Source organism: Bacillus sp. LB7, from assembly GCF_030449715.1.
In the GTDB taxonomy this organism is placed as follows: Bacteria; Bacillota; Bacilli; order Bacillales; family Bacillaceae; genus Bacillus; species Bacillus paralicheniformis.
Map to the genome: position 1 here is coordinate 1 of NZ_JASGCA010000073.1, position 263 is coordinate 263.

General features: G+C 43.0%; 1 pseudogene. It reads right to left on the minus strand.

Going from position 1 to position 263, the window contains the following annotated elements:
* Positions 1 to 263: pseudogene (locus QMZ64_RS23120) on the minus strand (T7SS effector LXG polymorphic toxin); the annotation flags it as partial.

Consider the following 263-nt stretch of genomic DNA (forward strand, 5'->3'; position numbering starts at 1 on the left):
TTCAATTCCTCTTGGGTGTACTCTTTCTTGGAAACCTTTTGTGTCGCCAATTTTTTTAATCGATCTGGATCGGCGAGAGTATTTACGTCAGCATCTTCTTTGTCTCCGACTTTTTTCAACATGGCACCCATCGCTGTTTCTTGATTTCCACTCAATGTATCCATCTCATCCGGCTTTAAAATTGCGCCTTTTTGATAACCGGTGATTTCAATTTTGGGGCCGGTATACATCTTTTCGAGCCGCGCCATGTATCTCTGCATCGT